The organism is Thalassospira sp. SM2505 (assembly GCF_054901115.1).
Genome location: NZ_CM142731.1, coordinates 62271 through 78626, shown reverse-complemented (window position 1 = coordinate 78626; position 16356 = coordinate 62271). Strand labels below are relative to the sequence as shown.

Sequence of the window (16356 nt, the reverse complement as noted above, 5' to 3'; positions counted from 1 at the left end):
GGGAACGAATAAGCCAAGGGCATTTTTGCGCAAATTGCCCACATGTCGGCTTTCTGCCCTTGTTTGGGGCAGTGCGACGGCATTGAGCACGCTTATTCTTGGCGCCGGTCTGCATGCCCAGGAGAAGTTTCGACTTAATCAGGCCTCGGAAACACCGGCACCCGAGGGAATCGGGGCGACGATTTTTGGCAACCTTGCGGGGCTCAGTGATCGTGACTGGCTGGTGGTCGGGCTGGCAGCTGTAGGCGGAGCGGCGATTGCCGGCTGGATCGGGTGGCGGATGTCGCTTCGGATGCGCCGTCATATTGAAGAAGTCGAAGATCACGAACATGAGCTTGCCGGTGAGAGCGAGCTTTTCACCCATCTTCTGTTTGCCGGTCCGGACCCGGTCTATTACTGGAGCCAGCAGGGCTTTGCCGAAGGGGCAAGCCCGTCTTTGCGCAGGGCCTTTCAGTTGGGCAATGATGGCCGGTTTCCCGATTTGCTCGAACTTTTGCGTGATGAGGATGCCAAGGCACTCAAGGAACGCGTGCGGAACCTTAAATCCGGACATGACCGGTTCGAGCTTTGGATTACCACCCTTGATGAACGCAAATTCCACGTCACCGGCATGGCGGCGCGCAAGGACCGGTCGGCAACGGTTTTGGCCCACGGATTATGGTTCCGCGATGAAACCCGTCATACCCGCGAACGCGAAAACCAGTTCGGTGATTTTCAGGCCCTGAAACATGAAGTATCGGGGCTTCGGGCGTTGCTTGATAGCCTGCCCTTCCCGGTCTGGCGGCGCGATAGCGAGCTGCGTCTGATTGATTGCAATGCGGCCTATGCCGATGCGGTCGAACAACCGAGTATCGAAGATGCATTGGCCAATCAGTCTGAAATCGGCGCGGGGATCATTCCCGATCATGGGCGGTCGCTTGCGGCATCGGTGCAGCGCAATGGCGAAAGCCTGACGCGCGATTATCATGTGGTGATTCGCGGCGACCGCAAATTGCTGCGCATTACCGAATCCCCGTCACAGGATACCAGCGAATCAGACGGGCTGGTCGGGTTTGCGATTGATTGCACCCCGGTCGAGGAATTGCAGTCCGATCTGTCGCGCCATATTCGCGCCCATGCCGAGGTGCTTGAAAATCTTGGTACGGCGATTGCGGTTTATGGCGGGGACAAGGGGCTTATTTTCTTTAATACCGCCTTTACCAAGCTTTGGGACCTTGATGACGAATGGCTGTGGTCGGAACCAACACATGATGATGTTCTCAGACGGTTGCGCGATGAACGCAAACTGCCCGAAGTCACCGACTTTACCCAGTTCCGCAACACCGAGAATCAGCGTTTTACCGATCTTCTCAAACCCGAAGAAGATCTGATGCATCTGCCCAATGGCATGACGCTGAGGCGGTTTATCTCGCCCCATCCGTTTGGCGGGCTGATGTTTGTCTATGAGGATGTCACTGACAAGCTGGTGCTTGAAAGTTCCTATAACACCCTGATTGCAGTTCAGCGCGAGACGCTTGAAAGCCTGCATGAAGCGGTCGGGGTGATCAGTGGTGACGGGCGCTTGCGGCTTTATAACCATGGTTTTGCCGATGTCTGGGGTCTTGATCCGGCCTTCCTTGATGCCGCCCCGCATCTGGCCGAGGTCGTGGAAAAGTCCAAGGATTTCTGGCGCGAACGTGAAGACTGGGACAAGTTCAAAAGCCGGATGGTTGCGCGCATCACCAATCACGAGCCAATGAATGGCCGCCTTGAGCGGTCCGATAACACGATCATTGATTTTGCCATTGTGCCGCTGCCTGACGGGGCGGTGATGATGTCCTATATCGATGTGACCGATACCATCCGGGTCGAGCGTGCCCTTCGGGAACGCAACGAGGCTTTGCGCACCGCCGATCAGATGAAGTCGGACTTCATTTCGACCGTATCGCGTGAACTGACCAAGCCGCTTGATCATATCAATGGCGAATCTGATCGTTTGATCCCGCATCTGACCGGCAACGTTGCGCGCTCGGTCGAAACGATCCGGGCCGAGGCCCAAAGCATGCTGGCCCTTGTCGACGATATGCGCGACCTGGCGACGCTTGGTTCGGGGCAGGTAGCACTTGAACTGGATACGGTTGATCCAAGGCGGTTGTTACGCTCTCTTGAGGCCCTGACACGGGCCCGTCTGGCCGAGCTGAATGTATCGCTGCGCCTGTATTGTTCGCGCAATATCGGCTGGATGGTGGCAGATGAACGGCGTTTGAAACAGGCATTGTTCATTCTGGTGACCAATGTGCTGCGCACCGCCCCCGAGGGCAGCGAGGTTTCCGTGGTCGCACGGCGTCGCGGCGAGGATATCGAAATTTCAATCTCGCTTTCGGACGAGGCACCGCAACCGATGCTGTTTGAAGGGCTGCGCGATGGTGAATCCCCGTCGGCCCGCCGTGCCCTTGGCATGGCGATGGTGCGCGCGGTAGTCGAAATTCATGGTGGTCGGGTCAAGATCAGCCGCGATGGCCGCGAGATTGCCTGCATCCTGCCTGCAGGCGAGGAAAGCGACCTTGGCTAAGTCGGTATCGGCATCAAGTTACAGAAACGAAAAAGGCGCTGGTGACAGCGCCTTTTGTTTGTTCGGCTTCTAGCAGTCGGCGTCACACCGAATAGGGAACCTCTTTGCCAGCAATAAAGGCATCGATGTTATCAAGCGCGCGGAAACCCATGGCATTGCGGGTTTCAACCGTGGCTGATCCCAGATGCGGCAAAAGGAATGTGTTTTTAAGATCGCGATAGGCCGGTTCGATGTTTGGTTCGCCTGCAAAAACATCAAGGCCAGCCGCGGTCAGTTTGCCCGATTTCAGGGCGGCGATCAGATCGCCGTCATTGACGACATCGCCACGCGCCGTATTCACAATGATCGCCCCATCCGGCAGCTTGGAAATGAAACCGGCATTGACCATGCCACGGGTTTCCGGGGTCGACGGGCAATGCAGCGACAGGAAATCACAATGGGGCAAAAGGCCTTCGATGCTGTCGTGATAGGTCGCACCCATTTCCTGATCGGCGGGCAATTGGCGGCGGTTGTAGTAATGGATATCCATATCAAAACCGCGTGCACGTTTGGCAACCGCCTGACCAATACGGCCCATGCCGACAATGCCAAGACGCTTGCCGGTAACCTGGGTGCCCATGAGATGGGTCGGACGCCAGCTTGACCAGGTGGCGTTGCGAACTTCGGCCTCGCCCTCGCTCGCGCGGCGCGCCGCACCAAGGATCAGAAGCCAGGCGATATCGGCCGTCGCATCGGTCAGAACGCCCGGTGTGTTTCCGATAATAACGCCTTTTTTCCTGGCCGCCGCCAGATCGATATGGTCGGTCCCGACCGAGAAGGTGGCAACGATTTTGACGCTGTCTGGCAATTCTTCAAAGAAGGTCGCATCAATCGGATCGCCAACCGACACAAGGGCGGCATCCGCCCCATGGCACAGGGCAAGAATTTCGTTGCGTGACAGCGGATCGTCACCTTCCTGCGTGCGGATGTCATAACTTTGTGCAGCACGTTTCGCGACGGCATCTGGCAGTCGGCGGGTCACGGCAAGGACGGGTTTCATTTTGTGTTTCTCCCTGATGACGGATAATTTTTTAAAGCGTTATAAAATCAGAATAACTGCCCGACGGCCAAACGGATACCGATTGATTGAATGATGATCGATAACAGGAAATCGGCAATGACAATGGCGCTTGCCGTCAGCACCGGGATGGCAAGGGTCAGGTGCGTGATATAGACGCTGTATACCAGTGTCGCGACAATCGCGATCATCACAAAGCCGCCCACACCGAGCATCGGGAACAGTGCGGCCAGGGCAAGGGCAACCAGATAAACACCCATCTGAATGACACAGGCCCAGTTATAGACGGTGATAAATCCGATATAGCGTTCTGCCCGGTCCAGCATCGGGGCAATGTGAAACATCACCAGTGGAAAGGCGACCCACCGGATGACAAATGAAATCACCTCGGTCGTCATATAGCGCATCACCGGGAAATCGTCGGGTGCCGCCATAAGGTCATGGCCGCGCAACAGCACAAATGCCGGGAAAATGATCACAGCGGCAAGGAAGGATCGCCAGAATCCCTGAAGCGAATAATTGAAAAACGCCAGTCCACCCGCATCGCCGCGGGCGATCCGCCAGGTGCCATACAAGGCGCGCAGGGTTTCAGTTTGTAAGCTCATTTGGGGCTGAATTCCAGGCAGTGGGGCAAGCAAAAGCACAAACACTTTATCCGACCCTAGCAGGCTGCCCAAGACAGTGAAACAGCTTATCGCGGATTTGGGGCCCACCCCTGACATCTTTCACAAGATACCGGTCATGAACGTCTTTTGCCGGGGGCAATCACATCGAATGCACCCTGTATGGATAACGAGGTGGCGGGATCAGGATGGCGGACAAATCGGACGAATATGCGTTGCGTTTGTCCTATCTTGAACAGGCAGATGCCAATTCACTGGCGGTTGCGCGCCTTTATCTCGAAATGGCAAGTGGCGAGCATTACAGCAACCGGGATTACGCACTAAGCCTGTTTGACAAGGCCGATGCGATTTTTGCCCTGCATCTTCCCACGTCACGTGATGCGGCGATTGCCGGTCTTGCGCTTAGTCTTAATAACCGTGCCGCCCTTGAGCTTGAGGCAGAAGAATGGGACTGGGCGGTGGATGCTGCCAGTCAGGCCGTATCGCTCAGGCGGGACCGGTTGCGCAATTGCATCGGGCGCAAGGATGATACCGAACGGCTTGATCTTGGCTATTCACTCGCCGCCTTGGTTCTTGCCCTGCGCGGGGCCGGGCGCAATGACCTTGCATGTGATGCCGCGCGTGATGCGATCCGGGTTCTGGGCAAGTTTGCCGGGCTTGATAATCAGGAAGCCTTTGTGCTGTTGACCAAGCTGATCTGCATTTACGCCGATCTGTGCAGAATGACCGATCAGTTACCCGATGCGGGCCTGCTGATGCCGCTGGCAAAATCATTCTACACGACGCGAAAGGGCCGCGTGAAATAGGCTGGGTCAAATAGATTGGGCATATGAAAACTGCTGCAAAACACCCTGTCTTGCAGCAGCTCAATGTTGGGTCGGATTTGGTTCCTAGCGGCTGCTTTCAACCGACCAGCTCAGCTTGATATCCGAGTTGGCGGGAACCTTTATCTCCCACGTGATCAGGCCCGGTTCCGGGCGGTGATGTTTGTGGCTTTCAGACGTGACTTTCCAGTCAGACGGGACATTTTCGCGGATGGTGATGACTTCATCTCGTGTGCTGGTATTGCGAACGGTCCAGTTCAGGTCGGCATGGACCTCGTCGGGCAGGTTCGGGCGTGCCTTGCGTGAAAATGACGTGACTTCGCGGGTGCCGGACAGTTCGCTGGCCTGACCAACCGGAATGATGGCATCGCGCCCGACCGGGGTCAGGGAAACATAGTTTTCACCAAGGAAGCCGGTATCACCGGACGGGGTTTTGGCGAAAATACGCATGATGCCAGCTGGCCATGGGCTTTTTTCATCAGCCCCGCCGTCATTGGTGATCTTGAGTTCAAGTTCCGGACGGATGAAATCGGTCTGGCTGCTTTGTCCCATGCCATAGGGATTGCTCGATGACTGGAAAATCGAACGGCGTTCGACCGGCAGAACCTGTACATTGATCAAGGGCAGGATGACAGTGTCGCCGTCTTTCATCGAAAGATCGTTGAACGGGCCATAGACATGCAGGTTTTCAAAAGTCTCGCGATCCGGTGCACTGGCCGCTGGTGCACTATCGGCCATGGCAGACATCATCATTTCGGTACGCGCGCCCTTGGCCATCGGGGCTGAGCCGACCTGATTAAGGTCGCCCGCCACCAGACGAAGCTGCGCGTCCTTGATGCCGGTGCCGGAATTGTTGGTCACACGGGCAATCGCCGAGAGTTTGAGCTGATTGGTTTGGCTGTCATAGGCCGCGATATAGGATGTGTTCCAGCCAATGCCGCCCAGCAGATAGGCCATCGACACATGATCAAGCGGGGCGGTGGTTGCGATATCGGCCTCAATCGCCGGGTCAAGCGTAAAGCCTTCTGGCAGGTCGGATAGGATGATCTGATCAACCGGGACCTGCTCGATCCCGGCATCGGTCTGCACCAGTGCAAGATGGGTCAGCGCGACAAGCTTGCCCTCGATCAGGTCATCGTCGCCACGGCGGATGGTAACCGTCTTGCCGATATGATCGCGAAGCAGGCTGTCAAAGGCGTTATAACCGTTGCCGTGATTGCGCAGGGACGTCCAGACAAGATCACTGTCCTTGGCTGTCCCCAGCAGGAAGGAATCATCAATCAATGTTGATGGCAGGCCGCTGATATGCAGGCTGCTTTGGCCTTCGGGGATGGTGGCCTTGCGTTGTTCTGCAACCAGCGACAGGTTGCCCGGATAAACGGTCAGCTGCAATTTGGTGCGGGCATCGGTCGAAAGCGGGATCGCCGGTCCAAGATTGTCGCGTTCCTCGACCGTGTCTTGCGCTTTGGCCGCTTCGAGGTCCTGTCCGAAAAATACCGCTGTGCCCAGCATCGCCGCCAATGCAAAACGGTTACGCAATGTTCCTGCCATTTCCGGTCCCTTGATTGATTTTAAATGAGTTAGCGATGCTACCATTGCGTGAAAAGATGGCAGGATCAAGGAAAGTCCGGGACAATTTCGGGTGTTTTATCCCGTGGCGGATTTCACCCCGACAGGCACGAATTCGCACATAAAAGAAACCGGACAAGACGGCAGATGCGTCTTGTCCGGCATGAAACAGATCGGCGTTTGGCCCGTGGCCTGAAAACGTCAATTCAGAACATGATGGAATGAATAGCCACCGGCTTCGGGCAGGTGATGCTGATAGGCTGCCTGACGTGAGGTATCGATAATGATCGGTGCACGCAGATTAAGTGACATGACGACGTCACCGTCTTCGGGCTTGTGCAGGGTCACGATCAAAAGAACCGCACCGTCATTTTTCTTGATGCCATGAATGTTGAAGGCCTGTTCAAGATGTTCGGGACGGATCGTGCCGCTTTCAAGATTGTAAGGCGCTACGATAAAGGCCAGTTCCGGTTCGGTCAGGCATTGCATCAGGATAAAGGGTGTTGCGCCGTCGCCCGGGAAGCTTGCCAGTGCAAACACGTTATGGTCGGGAAAACCTTTGAGACCGGCCGGGAAATAGATCGCCTTGTCCCAGGCAAATTCACGTTCCCCAAACAGGGTTGTCAGCTTTACGGCGGCCGGAACTGTATCCGTAGCCGGTGTGTTCGCGTCAGACGTCGTTACCATCGCTTCCTCCTGCGGGGATCATATGTCCTGTTGGGCGATCTTTATGCAAAGCACTTTGGGCGCGGATGCCCGTATTTCAAGGGGTTGGCAGACAAGTCACGGTTTTGCGATCAGCTTTGGTCTGACGGACGGTACAGAACAGCGACCGGCTCGCTAAGACCTTTGACGTGAATGCTATCCATCTGGCTATATTGCGCCATAAGTACCGGCGCGCAAACAGGAATTTCCTGATGCAGCTTTTGGGCGAAGTCGATGCTGATCACCATATCGCTGCCAAGCTCGCGGGTTGCCTGTTCAAGACGGGCGGCAAGGTTGACGCTGGCACCAATAACGGCCGGTGTCATGGCTTCGCGTTGTCCGATATCGCCGACAACAGCCGCGCCGAAATTAAGTCCGACCCCGATTTTAAGGGGCGCGTCCCCATCGGCGGGATCGCGGGCCTGCCATTCGGCGACCTGACTGAGGATGGCCTGGGCAGCACAAAGCGCGTTGGCCGCCGGACGCTCAAGATTGTCAAAGGCGGCGAAACTCGCCATTACCGCATCGCCGATATATTTTTCGACAATCCCGCCATAGGCTCCGATCTGGCTGGTGGTAATCTGGTGGAACTGATTGAGGAACCGCATGACTTCCTGCGGGTCACGTTTTTCGGCAAACCTTGAAAAGCCCATAATGTCGGCAAACAGAATGACGCATTCGCGGCGTTCGCCAACCCGGACAGGTTCATCACGATCTGCAAGCTGGTCGGCAAGGGCCGTGGGGAAATAGCGCGCGAGATTGCCATGCGCCCGTTCGGCTGCGGCAAACTGGTTGATCAGAACCCGCAATCGCGAAACCATCACCGCACAGGCCAGTGTGAAGACAATGACGATAATCACCTGTTCGGCCAGTGACGAGATATCGACAAATTCCGGCAGGTTATAGGTATCAATCAGTTCCTGCTGGGTCGGGTTCCATTCATCGCCGAAATGCTGGGACACAATGACGCCCGGTCGTGTTGCCAGCCACCATATCGCTCCACACCAGGATATAAACAGCCAGAAGCCGAACCACAGGATCAGACGCGGCGAGAATGTCATGATGACCAGCGCCATCATGATCATCGAAAAGACGACGCCACGGTCACGGACAATAAACCCGTATAGCCAGGCCGGATGATCAATCAGGGGATTGAGCGGGTCGGGAACGATCGAGACATAAACGATCAGAACGGCATCAACGACCGCGAGCAGATAAATCATCCAGTATGTTTTGCCACCGCGAAAGGCGACAAACAGCTGGATCAGAACGCCAGGGATGAACCAGCCCAGAACTTCAAGCAGGGTATAAAGTTTGCCGGTTGGCGAATCCGGTTTGCTAAACAGCAACAGGATGAAGGCCAGCATGCAGATGCGCAGAAACGCAACAAGGATCAGTCCGCGCTTTTCCTCGCGTGCGACAAGGCGGTCAAATAATGAATCCGAGGGTTCAGTTTTTGATGGCATCAGCAAGAAGTTGTTTAAGACCGTCGCTGTCCTTGATGATCAGGCGACCATCGCGCCGGGTAATCATCCCCTGCTTTTCGAGTTCGCGCAGCTTCTTGTTCACGGCTTCACGGGTCACGCCAAGCATCAGACCAAGTTCCTGCTGTGACAGGGGAAGTGCGATACGAATGCCTTCGGGGTCCGGGCCGCCATGACGTTCGGCAAGCCACAGAATGCGTTTGATCAGGCGTGCGGTAAGATCAAGGAAATTGGCATCTTCAAGAAGATCACTGACCCAGCGCAACCGACGGCACAGAAGAGCCGTGATGTGTCGGCGCAGCGGGGCTTCGCGGTCAAAGATTTCAAAGAAGTCATCGCGTGAGATGAACAGGGTCCGGGTCGGGCCGACGGCACGCGCACTGGCCGTGCGGGGTTCACCATCAAGCAGGGCGATTTCGCCGAATACGGCGCCGGGTGCCAACACGTTCAGAACGATTTCCTTGCCGGTTTCCGAGACCGAGGAAATACGAACCTTACCTGCCTCGACGGCATAAAGACCATCGGCAGGCGAGCCTTTTTCAAACAGCAGCTGACCATCTTCGAACCGGCGGACGGTCGCCTGGCTGGAGAGTTGTTCAAGCAGTTCGGGATCAAGATCCTCGAACAAAAAGCTTCCCGCCAGAATACGCGAAGCGATCTTTGCAAGCTGCGGTGATGTTGGGCCGTTGACACTGTTCACGGGATTCACTTTGGAAATAGCGTTACTTCAAGGGGCGAATCGTCAAATTTCTCAGCCAAAGTAGCACAAATAACCGGATTTGCAGCAAGCTGTTTTCGAATCAGCCATTGTTGGCCTCAAAGGCAAATGATCCTTTATGAAACAGCAAGATGCAGTGTTAAGCCAGCCTGGAATGCCTTGGCAATTTTGTTCTGAGGGCCAATGTGGAGGCAAGCGACACTGGTGGAGACACCTTTGTCTGGTCCCGGGAAAATGGCTTGATGTGACAATCAAAAGCCGGAAAGGCAGGGAAACAGCCGATTTTTTAAAAATATAGAATGTTTGACAAAATCTCCTATATTTTTTAAATTATCCTAATTCCGAAACCGGACTGCGCAAGAACAAGATTGTTACAAGCAACCACAGTCTGCGGGATGTCGTTCAATAGGGAGGATGTAATGAAGATGATTTCCAAAGGTGCCCTGTTTGGTGCCGTTTCCATGGTTGCTGCGTCATTTGGCTATTCCGCGCAAGCAGCTGACGTGACCTTGAACTTTGCCCATGTTGACCCGGCAGAGTGGACCACCTCAAAAAAAGGTGCAGCATCCCAGGTCTTTAAAAATATTGTCGAAGCAGAGTCGGGTGGCCGTATTGAGGTCGCACTGTTCCCGGCCGGTGCGCTGGGTGGTGAAACCGATCTTCTGCAGAACACCCAGGACGGCACGCTTGCCATGTCGATGGTATCGGGTCCGTTCTCCAAGGTTTGCCCCGAGGCAGCCGTTCTTGATATTCCGTATGTATTCCCGAATGCAAACGTTGCCTGGAACGTTCTGGACGGCGGTTTCGGTGACGAACTTGCTGCACATTGCCTTGAAAAAACCGGTCTTCGTACCCTGGCCTATGGTGAAACCGGTTTCCGCAACTTCACCAACTCAAAGCGTACAGTTGCCGAACCAAAAGACATGGATGGCTTGAAAATTCGCGTCATGACCGTTCCGCTGTTCGTTGAGATGGTCAAGGCTCTTGGTGGTGAACCGACCCCGATTCCTTGGCCGGAAGTTCCGACTGCACTGACAACCGGTACGGTTGATGGTCAGGAAAATCCGATCAGCGTGATCTATGCCAACAAGTTCTATGAAATGCAGAAATACCTGACGCTTGATCGTCACGTATATGGCACCGATTTCATCGTGATCAACGAAGCTGTCTATCAGGGTCTTTCCGAGGCCGATCAGGCGCTTCTGCGTCGCGCCGCCGGTGTTGCATCGAATGTTGGCCGTGCCATTCAGCAGTTCAACTCTGCCGAAGGTGTTGCGAAACTTGCCGCAGAAGGCATGGAAGTCACCACGCCGACCGCCGAGCAGCTCAAGGCGTTCCGTGATGCCGCCCAGCCGGCAGTGATCAGCTGGCTTTCGGGTCAGATCGATGCCGAGTGGATCGAAAAGCTCCAGAAAGCGGTTTCCGAAGCAGAAGCTTCCATGTAACCGGTTTTGGCAGACCGGGGGCTCCTCCTTTGCGCCTGGTCTGCCCTTTTTCCTGCCGCCGTGCCCCAGAGGCACAAGAATTTTCCGCGATGATCCGGGGGAACCCATGCAACGCGTAGAGAAAGCGTTCAAGCATTTGCTCGCCGGACTTTCGGGGTTCAGTATCCTCGTCGTCTTTGGTGTTGTCTTTGCTGGCAGTGTCAGCCGCTATTTATTTTCTTCCCCGCTGCAATGGAGCGAAGAAGTCGCGAAATACGCGATGATCTATGGCTGCATGTTTGGTGTGGCATTCGCCTATCTGCAGGGTTCCCAGATCACGTTCAGCATCGTGATTGATACGATGCCTGCGGCCTTGCGCCGCAAGCTTGCGATTGTGGTCGATGCCGCGACCCTGATCCTTGGCGGTGTGCTTGCCTACGCAGGCTGGATTTTTGCTGCCAAGCGCGGGGGTATTGTTGCCTCGGGCATCGGCATTCAGATGTACTGGGCGCAAATAGCCATCACCATTGGCGGTATCTGCCTTGTGATTGCTGCGATCTTGCGTCTGGCATCGGCTATCAACAAGAATTCGACCGGGGGTGAGGCATGATTACCGGCGTTACCCTGTTTGCGCTGCTTGCGATTGGCGCGCCGGTTGCCTTTGCAATCGCGCTTGGCCTTGTGGCCTATATCAGCACCGGCACCTTTGGCATTGATTTGCTGCCCCAGCGCATTTTTGCGGGCATGGACAGCTTTACCATTCTGGCGATCCCGCTTTTTGTTCTGGCGGGCGAACTGATGAATGCCAGTGGCATTACCTCACGTGTGATTAATCTGGCCAATGCCCTTGTCGGGCATGCCAAGGCCGGTCTCGCACAGGTCAATATATGGTCATCTGTGATCTTTGCCGGACTTTCGGGATCGGCGGTGGCAGATACATCGGCCATCGGGCGAATCTTTATTCCGTCGATGGAAAAGGAAGGCTATCCGCGTGACTTTGCCGCCGCACTGACCGCAGCGTCATCTGTGATCGGGCCGATCATTCCACCAAGCATTCCGGTCATTATTTATGCCCTGATCACCACAAATGTGTCGGTACCGGCATTGTTCCTTGCCGGGATTGTCCCGGGTGTTTTGCTGGCGATTGCGCTTTCGATTTATGTGCGGTTCTTCGTAAAGAATTACGCGAAACCGCGTGAGCGCATGAAGATGGGCGAGCAGCTCAAGGCAGTGTGGAATGGTCTGATTCCGCTTTTCATGCCGATATTTGTGATCGGTTCGATCCTGGCGGGGATTGTGACACCGACCGAGGCCGCAAGTTTTGCTGTGTTCTATGCGCTGGTGGTCGGATTATTTGTCTTCCGCGAGCTTAAACCGGGGGATCTTCCGGGCATCTTTGCCGGTGCAATGCGCGATTCTTCAAGCATTCTGATCATTATGGCAACGGTTGCCGCAGCGAACTGGTTCATGACCTTTGCCGGTATTCCGCAATCGATCAGCAAATTTGTCCTGGGTTATGTCGACAGCCCGGTGACCTTCCTGATCCTGATCAACCTGATGCTTTTGGCGGTTGGTCTTGTGCTTGAAGGCATTGCCGCGATGCTTGTTCTTGTGCCGATCCTGCATCCGATTGCGATCAGTCTTGGCATCGATCCGACGCATTTCGGCATCATCGTCATCTTTAACCTGATGATCGGTCTGATCACGCCGCCAATGGGTCTGTGTTTGTTTGTCGCCGATGCCGTTGCCGGGGTCGGGATGGCACGCATGATCCGGGCGATCATGCCGTTCTTTGTGGTCGAGCTTTTGGTGCTGATCATCATCACCTTTGTCCCCGACATCGTTACCTTCTTGCCTAACCTGTTTGGATTTTAGGATACCCTTCCATGTTGAAGCTTGGTCTTATCGGTAAAGGCATTTCACGGAGCCAGTCAGCGCGACTGCACGTTTTGCTGGGCCGTATGTGCGGGATGGATGTTACATACGATTATCTCGACAGCGATCAGATTGCTGATTTCGATCTGATCAGACAGCTGACCATATGTGCGGAAACCGGCTATGCCGGGGTCAATGTGACGCACCCTTACAAAACCAGTGCGCGCAAGCTTATTACGCCGCGTAAACGCCTGCCCGAGGCGCTTGGTGCGGTTAATACAGTTGTCTTCCGTGAAGATGGCTGGCGCGGGGATAACACCGACTTTGTCGGTTTCATGCGCGGCTATCGCCAGCAATTTGGCGATGTGAAGCCGGGCACGGTCTTGCAACTCGGCGCGGGGGGCGTCGGGCTTGCAACCGCATTCGGACTACGCGGGCTGGGTGCGGATAAAATCCTGATCCATGACAAGGAAGCAGCACGTGGCGAAGAACTGGTGGCAACCATGCGCGCTGCCAGTGCCAATGCCGTCTTTATCGGTCAAGATGATCTTGCCGACGCGGTGCGATCGGCTGACGGCCTGATCAACTGCACCCCGATTGGCATGAACCAGTATCCCGGCTGTCCGTTTGATACCAACCTGTTTGGCGGGCAGAGATGGGCCTTTGATGCTGTTTATACCCCGGTTGAAACCGCGTTCCTGCGATCAGCGGCGAAATCGGGGATTGAGGTTATGACCGGCTTTGAACTCTTCTTCTTTCAGGGTATTGAAGCATTCGAGGTTTTCAGCGGGGCAGAAATTGATGCCGATGCTGCAAGAACAGAATATTTCAATGCCTATCCCGAGGCATTGACAGGGTAGGGGAAAACGATGAGCAGCAGCAGTAGTACCGTTGCCGAGACGGTCTATAACGAAATTCGCGACGACATCCTGTATGGCGAATTGCAGCCGGGCGTGAAGCTTAAGCTTGAAGCGCTCCGCGAACGTTATAGCGTTGGCGTTAATACACTGCGCGAGGTGCTCAATCGTCTGGTGGCGTCCGGATTTGTCTTTGTCGAAGGCCAGAAGGGTTTTCGGGTTGTTGAAACATCGCCGTCCAATTTCAAGGAATTGACGGCGATGCGGCTTTTGCTTGAACGCGACGGCCTCACAGCTTCGATGAAGAACGGCGATGTCGAATGGGAAGCGCGTGTTGCCGCAGCACATCACAAGCTGTCGGCCATCGAGAAAAAGATGATGGTCGAAGACAGCCGCGAAATGACCGTTCGCTGGAGCCAGTATGACCGCGAATTCCATCAGGCCCTGATTTCGGCCTGCGGGTCGGACCTTCATCTTCGTCTTCACCGCGAGATATTCGATCAGTTCCGGCGTTATGTCGTGATCGAACTGAAAACCCACGGTTTCCGTGGGCAGGAAATTATCGATGAACATCGCGCACTTTGCGAACTGGCCCTTGCACGTGAAGCAGAGGCCGCGATTGCAAGGCTGACCGATCATATTGAAACCTACCGGCATCGTTCACAGGACTGACCTGCTGCATGGGGGCACCACATTGCGGTTTCCCCGAACAAATGACCAGATTCTGGTTATGAACAGCACATGTCCTGACGGGGCCGGAACACTATTTGCGTAGCCCGGAGGGATAAAATGCTGACCTCGATTGCCACAGTTTCACTGTCTGGCGACCTTCAGGAAAAACTCGATGCCATCGCCGCTGCCGGCTTTGACGGGGTCGAGATTTTTGAAAATGATCTTCTGTCCTTTGACGGGTCGCCCGCCGATGTTGGCAAGACCATTCGTGATCTTGGCCTTAAGCTTGTGACTTTTCAGCCGTTCCGCGATTTCGAAGGCATGCCCGAACCCCAGCGCACCCGTGCGTTCGAGCGGGCCGAACGCAAATTCGACCTGATGGAAGAACTTGGCACCGATCTTTTGATGGTCTGTTCGAACGTATCGCCCCATTCACTCGGCGGGCTTGATCGGGCGGCCAAGGATTTGGCGGAGCTTGGTGATCGTGCGGCCAAGCGCGGTCTTCGCATCGCGTTTGAGGCCCTGTCATGGGGCAAGCATATCAGCGATTATCGCGACAGCTGGGAAGTGGTGCGCCGTGCCAATCACCCGAATGTCGGTCTGGTGCTCGATACCTTCCACATCATGGCGCGCAAGGTGCCGCTTGATGCGATTTCATCAATTCCGGGCGACAAGATTTTTCTGGTACAGGTGGCCGATGCCCCGATCCTTGAAATGGATGCCCTGTCCTGGAGCCGCCATTTCCGCTGCTTCCCCGGACAGGGGGATTTCCCGTTGGCCGAGTTCATGCGCAATCTGGCGATGACCGGCTATGACGGGCCGCTGTCGCTTGAGATTTTCAATGATCAGTTTCGCTCAAGCTCGACCAAAAACGTTGCCAAGGATGGCTTGCGATCCCTGATCTATCTTGGTGACGGGATCGAAGGCGTCAAGGTCGGTGAAAAGGCCAAAACCCTGCCCCCCAAGGCCCATGCACAGGAAGTCGCATTTGTCGAATTTGCGGTCGAGGAAGAAACCGCCGACAAACTGGCAAAACTGTTTGCCGGGCTTGGCTTTGAAAAGCGCGGCAGTCATAAAACCAAGGCCGTGACATGGTGGAAACAGGGTGACATCAACCTTGTGATCAATTGCGACAAGGATGGCTTTGCGCATTCCTATAACATCGTTCACGGCCCGTCGGTTTGTGCAGTCGGCCTTAAGGTTGATGATGCCAAGGCGACCCTTGATCGTGCGCAATCATTGCTTGCCGCACCGTTCAGTCAGGCGGTGGGCGAAGGCGAGATCGAAATGCCTGCGATCCGCGGTGTCGGCGGCAGTCTGGTTTATTTCCTGGATGATCACAGCGAATTGTCGCGCATCTGGGACGTCGAATTTGAACCGGCCAGGACTGAACAAAGCGCAAAGGCAAAGCTGCGTGCTGTCGATCACGTTTCATACTCGATGCAGTATGAGGAAATGCTGACCTGGCTTCTGTATTTCACCTCGATCTTTGATCTTGGCAAGATGCCGACCCTTGATATCCCTGATCCGGGCGGGCTTGTGCAAAGTCAGGTGGTGCAAAGTGATGCGGTGCGCTTGATCCTTAATGGTTCACAAAGCCCCCATACCCAGCATTCCCAGTTCCTCAACGAGTTTTTCGGAAGCGGTGTGCAGCATCTGGCCTTTTCAAGCGAGGATATCTTTGCCTCGGTCGACTATTGTGCGGAAAACGGGGTCGAGATTTTACCGATCCCGGAAAACTATTATGATGATATCGAAGCGCGCTTTGGTCTGGAACCGGAACTGCTTGATCGTTTGCGTGCGCGTAATATTCTCTATGATCGTGATGACGAAGGCGAATATTATCAGGCTTATACGCGGACCTTTGCCAATCGTTTCTTCTTTGAACTGGTGGAGCGTCGGGCGTATCGTGGGTTCGGGGCGGCCAATGCGCCAATCCGTTTGGCATCACAAACACGCATGAACCGGCGCAGCGACGCGGCGAAATAAACAGGGCC

The 16356-nt window shown here is 55.1% G+C and carries 14 protein-coding genes; 8 read left to right on the top strand and 6 right to left on the bottom strand.

Annotated elements, in window-relative coordinates:
* Nucleotides 1-82 precede the first annotated feature (82 nt).
* Complete coding sequence (locus ACTU44_RS00385) at nt 83-2551, top strand: sensor histidine kinase (RefSeq protein ID WP_462096384.1); 2469 nt, start codon at nt 83-85, stop codon at nt 2549-2551.
* Nucleotides 2552-2633: 82 nt separating this feature from the next.
* Here ACTU44_RS00385 and ACTU44_RS00380 read toward each other — a convergent pair whose 3' ends face one another.
* Complete coding sequence (locus ACTU44_RS00380; protein WP_462096383.1) at nt 2634-3590, bottom strand: 2-hydroxyacid dehydrogenase; 957 nt, start codon at nt 3588-3590, stop codon at nt 2634-2636.
* A gap of 47 nt (nt 3591-3637) precedes the next feature.
* Entirely contained in the window at nt 3638-4213 is a 576-nt protein-coding gene (locus ACTU44_RS00375; RefSeq protein ID WP_462096382.1) for a hypothetical protein, read from the bottom strand.
* Between the two features lie 206 nt (nt 4214-4419).
* On the opposite strand from ACTU44_RS00375, the gene ACTU44_RS00370 reads away from it, so the two are divergent.
* Nucleotides 4420-5037, top strand: a complete 618-nt coding sequence (locus tag ACTU44_RS00370) for a hypothetical protein (RefSeq protein WP_114096135.1) — start codon at nt 4420-4422, stop codon at nt 5035-5037.
* Nucleotides 5038-5121: 84 nt separating this feature from the next.
* Here the strand turns inward: ACTU44_RS00370 and ACTU44_RS00365 are convergent, their stop codons facing one another.
* The 4 genes from ACTU44_RS00365 to ACTU44_RS00350 all read right to left on the bottom strand — a co-directional run bounded on the left by ACTU44_RS00365 (nt 5122) and on the right by ACTU44_RS00350 (nt 9513).
* A complete protein-coding gene (locus ACTU44_RS00365; protein ID WP_462096381.1) occupies nt 5122-6606 on the bottom strand; it encodes a DUF4139 domain-containing protein in 1485 nt (494 codons plus the stop codon).
* Nucleotides 6607-6825: 219 nt separating this feature from the next.
* Complete coding sequence (gene fliW / locus ACTU44_RS00360; RefSeq protein WP_462096380.1) at nt 6826-7311, bottom strand: flagellar assembly protein FliW; 486 nt, start codon at nt 7309-7311, stop codon at nt 6826-6828.
* Between the two features lie 110 nt (nt 7312-7421).
* Nucleotides 7422-8795, bottom strand: coding sequence for an adenylate/guanylate cyclase domain-containing protein (locus ACTU44_RS00355; protein ID WP_462096379.1), 1374 nt, complete (start codon nt 8793-8795; stop codon nt 7422-7424).
* Nucleotides 8779-9513 (bottom strand): Crp/Fnr family transcriptional regulator, encoded by a 735-nt coding sequence (locus ACTU44_RS00350; protein WP_114096131.1) that lies wholly within the window; start codon nt 9511-9513, stop codon nt 8779-8781. The genes ACTU44_RS00355 and ACTU44_RS00350 overlap by 17 nt, the downstream gene beginning before the upstream one ends.
* A gap of 437 nt (nt 9514-9950) precedes the next feature.
* On the opposite strand from ACTU44_RS00350, the gene ACTU44_RS00345 reads away from it, so the two are divergent.
* From ACTU44_RS00345 to ACTU44_RS00320, 6 genes are all read left to right on the top strand, one after another.
* A complete protein-coding gene (locus ACTU44_RS00345; RefSeq protein WP_114096130.1) occupies nt 9951-10976 on the top strand; it encodes a DctP family TRAP transporter solute-binding subunit in 1026 nt (341 codons plus the stop codon).
* A gap of 106 nt (nt 10977-11082) precedes the next feature.
* Nucleotides 11083-11565 (top strand): TRAP transporter small permease, encoded by a 483-nt coding sequence (locus tag ACTU44_RS00340; protein WP_336079407.1) that lies wholly within the window; start codon nt 11083-11085, stop codon nt 11563-11565.
* A complete protein-coding gene (locus tag ACTU44_RS00335; protein WP_114096128.1) occupies nt 11562-12830 on the top strand; it encodes a TRAP transporter large permease in 1269 nt (422 codons plus the stop codon). The genes ACTU44_RS00340 and ACTU44_RS00335 overlap by 4 nt, the downstream gene beginning before the upstream one ends.
* A gap of 11 nt (nt 12831-12841) precedes the next feature.
* Nucleotides 12842-13690 carry a shikimate dehydrogenase family protein gene (locus ACTU44_RS00330; RefSeq protein WP_462096378.1) on the top strand — a complete coding sequence of 283 codons (849 nt, stop codon included), beginning with the start codon at nt 12842-12844 and terminating at the stop codon, nt 13688-13690.
* Nucleotides 13691-13699: 9 nt separating this feature from the next.
* Nucleotides 13700-14359 (top strand): GntR family transcriptional regulator, encoded by a 660-nt coding sequence (locus tag ACTU44_RS00325; protein ID WP_336079403.1) that lies wholly within the window; start codon nt 13700-13702, stop codon nt 14357-14359.
* Between the two features lie 117 nt (nt 14360-14476).
* Nucleotides 14477-16348, top strand: coding sequence for a bifunctional sugar phosphate isomerase/epimerase/4-hydroxyphenylpyruvate dioxygenase family protein (locus ACTU44_RS00320; RefSeq protein WP_114096125.1), 1872 nt, complete (start codon nt 14477-14479; stop codon nt 16346-16348).
* Nucleotides 16349-16356: the final 8 nt, after the last annotated feature.

Coding starts and splice junctions, on each gene's coding strand:
- ACTU44_RS00380 (WP_462096383.1), bottom strand. CDS start 3,590: ATGAAACCCGTCCTTGCCGTGACCCGCCGACTGCCAGATGCCGTCGCG.
- ACTU44_RS00375 (WP_462096382.1), bottom strand. CDS start 4,213: ATGAGCTTACAAACTGAAACCCTGCGCGCCTTGTATGGCACCTGGCGG.
- ACTU44_RS00370 (WP_114096135.1), top strand. CDS start 4,420: ATGGCGGACAAATCGGACGAATATGCGTTGCGTTTGTCCTATCTTGAA.
- ACTU44_RS00365 (WP_462096381.1), bottom strand. CDS start 6,606: ATGGCAGGAACATTGCGTAACCGTTTTGCATTGGCGGCGATGCTGGGC.
- fliW (WP_462096380.1), bottom strand. CDS start 7,311: ATGGTAACGACGTCTGACGCGAACACACCGGCTACGGATACAGTTCCG.
- ACTU44_RS00355 (WP_462096379.1), bottom strand. CDS start 8,795: ATGCCATCAAAAACTGAACCCTCGGATTCATTATTTGACCGCCTTGTC.
- ACTU44_RS00345 (WP_114096130.1), top strand. CDS start 9,951: ATGAAGATGATTTCCAAAGGTGCCCTGTTTGGTGCCGTTTCCATGGTT.
- ACTU44_RS00340 (WP_336079407.1), top strand. CDS start 11,083: ATGCAACGCGTAGAGAAAGCGTTCAAGCATTTGCTCGCCGGACTTTCG.
- ACTU44_RS00335 (WP_114096128.1), top strand. CDS start 11,562: ATGATTACCGGCGTTACCCTGTTTGCGCTGCTTGCGATTGGCGCGCCG.
- ACTU44_RS00330 (WP_462096378.1), top strand. CDS start 12,842: ATGTTGAAGCTTGGTCTTATCGGTAAAGGCATTTCACGGAGCCAGTCA.
- ACTU44_RS00325 (WP_336079403.1), top strand. CDS start 13,700: ATGAGCAGCAGCAGTAGTACCGTTGCCGAGACGGTCTATAACGAAATT.
- ACTU44_RS00320 (WP_114096125.1), top strand. CDS start 14,477: ATGCTGACCTCGATTGCCACAGTTTCACTGTCTGGCGACCTTCAGGAA.